The 3,064-nt window shown below is 36.3% G+C and carries 6 protein-coding genes; 3 read left to right on the top strand and 3 right to left on the bottom strand.

Annotated features, from left to right (window positions below; all coding sequences use genetic code 11):
- Positions 1–547, top strand: a 547-nt coding sequence (locus ABZC96_RS09400) for a trimeric intracellular cation channel family protein (RefSeq protein WP_373030690.1), incomplete at its 5' end; no start/stop codon positions are given.
- Position 548: 1 nt separating this feature from the next.
- On the opposite strand, the gene ABZC96_RS09395 is transcribed toward ABZC96_RS09400, so the two are convergent.
- On the bottom strand, positions 549–1,040 hold the full coding sequence (locus ABZC96_RS09395) for a YcxB family protein (RefSeq protein WP_373030688.1): 492 nt from the start codon (positions 1,038–1,040) through the stop codon (positions 549–551).
- Positions 1,041–1,138: 98 nt separating this feature from the next.
- Between ABZC96_RS09395 and ABZC96_RS09390 the strand changes: the two genes are divergently transcribed.
- Positions 1,139–1,471: a hypothetical protein gene (locus tag ABZC96_RS09390; RefSeq protein ID WP_373030686.1), complete on the top strand. Its 333-nt coding sequence runs from the start codon at positions 1,139–1,141 to the stop codon at positions 1,469–1,471.
- A complete protein-coding gene (locus ABZC96_RS09385) occupies positions 1,449–2,147 on the top strand; it encodes a pirin family protein (RefSeq protein ID WP_373030684.1) in 699 nt (232 codons plus the stop codon). Before ABZC96_RS09390 ends, ABZC96_RS09385 begins: the two co-directional genes overlap by 23 nt.
- Positions 2,148–2,191: 44 nt before the next feature.
- Here the strand turns inward: ABZC96_RS09385 and ABZC96_RS09380 are convergent, their stop codons facing one another.
- Both ABZC96_RS09380 and ABZC96_RS09375 read right to left on the bottom strand, forming a co-directional pair.
- On the bottom strand, positions 2,192–2,788 hold the full coding sequence (locus ABZC96_RS09380) for an NAD(P)H-dependent oxidoreductase (RefSeq protein ID WP_373030682.1): 597 nt from the start codon (positions 2,786–2,788) through the stop codon (positions 2,192–2,194).
- Positions 2,789–2,801: 13 nt separating this feature from the next.
- The coding region (locus tag ABZC96_RS09375; protein WP_373030680.1) for a hypothetical protein at positions 2,802–3,064 on the bottom strand (263 nt) is incomplete at its 5' end.

Raw genomic sequence — 3,064 nt, 5'->3', positions numbered from 1 at the left:
TTTTGTGGCAGTACGAAATAAACTGGATTTTCTGGGTACATTGATCTCTGTATTTCTTACTGCACTTGGCGGAGGGCTCATTAGAGATATCGCTGTAGATAAAACACCTTATACGTTTACACACAATACGCCTGCACTTACGATCCTCATTGTGATGATCTTGCTGATTCTTTTTAGATTTAACAAAAGAGACAGTATAGAGAACAAACCACTGTTTATACTTAGTGACTCCATAGGTCTCATCTCTTTTAGTATCACGGGTGCACTGATCGCTATACAGGCGGAGCTTAATCTTACAGGTGTGTTGGCTTTAGCCTTTGTAACGGCAGTAGGGGGAGGTATCATCAGAGATGTGATCATCAATGAGATCCCTTTTGTACTCAAAACAGGATTTTACGGAACGATCGCACTTCTTATAGGTTTGACTCTTTATATATTAAATCTTTATGGTCTGATATCTTTTTACACCATGAGTATGGTGTTTGCAGTAGGTATTGTACTTAGACTGATTGCATATTATAAACAATGGGCCATCCCAATGATATAAGTCAATCTTGAGGAATGTATTTCTCAAGATATGCGTCAAATTCTTTTTTTTGTGTCTCACTCATGGCACGGATAGGAATGACATTAAATCTACGAGGGTTTGTATAGAGAAGAAAAAAATCCTCATCATTTTTCCACTTGCTAAATGCACTCCATGGTATAGAACCCTTATTGCTATTTTTATCTAACTTGATGCCTTTTCCAGATATATGTAGTGTGATCTCATAGGGTAAAGTAGCACTTTTTTGATAAACGCTTTTAGCTTGATAGACAGATAGCATACGTACAAAGAGCATGTAAAAAGAGATGGAAAAGAATGCAGCGATAACGTTAGTTGTGATTTCACTGGTATTTGAAAAATCAGTTCCTACTACGACTATAATAGTTGCCAATGTTATATAAATAGCAAGCATAATAAGTCTGTTTCCTTTTTTGTGGTGCAGGTTTACGGCTTGCAAGTATTCCTCTTGTGTGAGTTGATAGGTAATATTCATTGTATGCCTTATTATAATGTAATGTATTATACAATTTTTACATATACAGTACATAGTGTATTGATATGATAAATCAATAAGTGTGAAAGGTGTTCTAAATGTTATACAAAGTAAAGGCAAAAATAGACAAACTCAAAATGAAAGCTTTTTTTACGGCTTTAACAGATGGAAGTATTGCTGATCAGGAGCCGGATGGTTCATATATCGTGAATGCGATGCAAAAAGCACGGAAGACAGATGGTGATACACTTGAATGGTATCAAACATGCCAATGCGCTACACCACTAAAGCATGAGAGAGAAACAGTGTATGATAAATATCTCTATGACATTGAAACAACACGAGTTGATGAAGTAAAAGATGATATAAAAGGTGAATCATTTTGGGATTGTTTAGAAGCCTGGCATTTTGACGACTCATATTCCTTTTAATACCCTCTATAAGGCTGACCATGGTTGGCTTAAAAGTCGGTTTCACTTTTCATTTGCAGAGTATCATGACAGAACAAATATGCATTACGGTGCCTTACGAGTCATGAACGATGACATCATTCAGGTGCACACAGGTTTTGACACACATCCTCACCAGGATATGGAGATCATTACCTATGTTATACGGGGTGAGTTGACACATCAAGACAGTATGGGAAACAAAGAGCGTTTGGGCCGTGGTGCTGTACAGTACCTTAGTGCAGGTACTGGTATCACACACTCTGAGAAAAATGAAGGTAATGAAGAATTACACCTTATACAAACCTGGATACTCCCCGATGCTAAAGACCTAGAACCAAGATACGGTTCTAAAGTCTTTGACCCTGAAACACGTCATAATAAGTGGTTGCATTTGGTTGGTTCAGATGAAACGGACACTTCCATACCCATTTACCAAGATGCCAACATGTATGTCTCCGAATTAGAGAAAAACAAAAGTCTTAGCTTTGAACTTGGAGAAAAAAGACAGCTTTATGTGAAGGTTATGGAAGGTGAGGCAAAGATCAATGGTCTAGACTTTAAAGAGGGTGATGCTGCTGAGGTTTCAGGTGAAGATTTGAATGTTGAAGCGTTGAGTCATGTACATATACTTTTAGTGGAAATGAGAAGAGAATAGTACTGTCACATCTCAAAGAGATGTAACAACATAAAAGATACCTATTAACTGGTTATAAAATTTTTTTTCAGTGTATCCTTAAACCGTTTAAGCTCAGAATCTATATCTAAGTTCTCTTTAAATACATCATGTATAGCGTATGACTCAAGTGGATCTGCACCGCAAAACTGGAACAGTTTATGTGTTGCAACATTAGCTTCATCTAAAGAGAGTCCATCAAAAAAACCATCTTTATTGTTAAACTCTGTATCTGGACAATTATAGGTTAAACTGAACATATATTTTTTACCTTGCATTAAGCCCCCACTACCATACTTTTTAGAAGCATCTTCTCTACTTCTTCCATCATTAACAAAGGTTACAGTATTCATACCGCCAGAGAATACTTCATCGATGTATTTTTTAGTGATCCATGGAACGCCCATCCAGTAGACAGGATATTGAAATACAATATAATCCGCCCATGCAAGTTTTTCAAGTTCATCATTAACATTATATGCACTCTCAATGACACTGTGTTTAACATTAAAGCCATTTTCAGCAAAAAAGTCGTTTGCAGTTTCTATAAATAGTTTGGTTAATTTACCTTCAGCGATCTGATCGTATCTTTGATGACCGTTTATAATAAGTACATTCTTCATAGCTTTTTTCCTTTTATTTTTGGGTGAAACTTTTCATCATCTCTTGCATTTGCTGCATTTGCTCAGGTGTCATTTGGGGCATTTTAGATGGTGTATTAACATTGTCCTCTTGCATCTTTTCTTCCATGGTTTTTATAGGGAAGTCTGGTAGTTTAAGATCATCATCCGATATAGAAATATTGAATTGAATATTTGTAGCTTCTGTTGTGTGTGTTCTTCCCATCACTCTAACATTAGATTTGAGCATGACACCTTTGTGCAACCAAAGTTTCATAT

The sequence above is a fragment of the Sulfurovum sp. genome (assembly GCF_041551015.1).
In the GTDB taxonomy this organism is placed as follows: Bacteria; Campylobacterota; Campylobacteria; order Campylobacterales; family Sulfurovaceae; genus Sulfurovum.
This window is presented reverse-complemented; position numbering and strand designations above follow the sequence as displayed.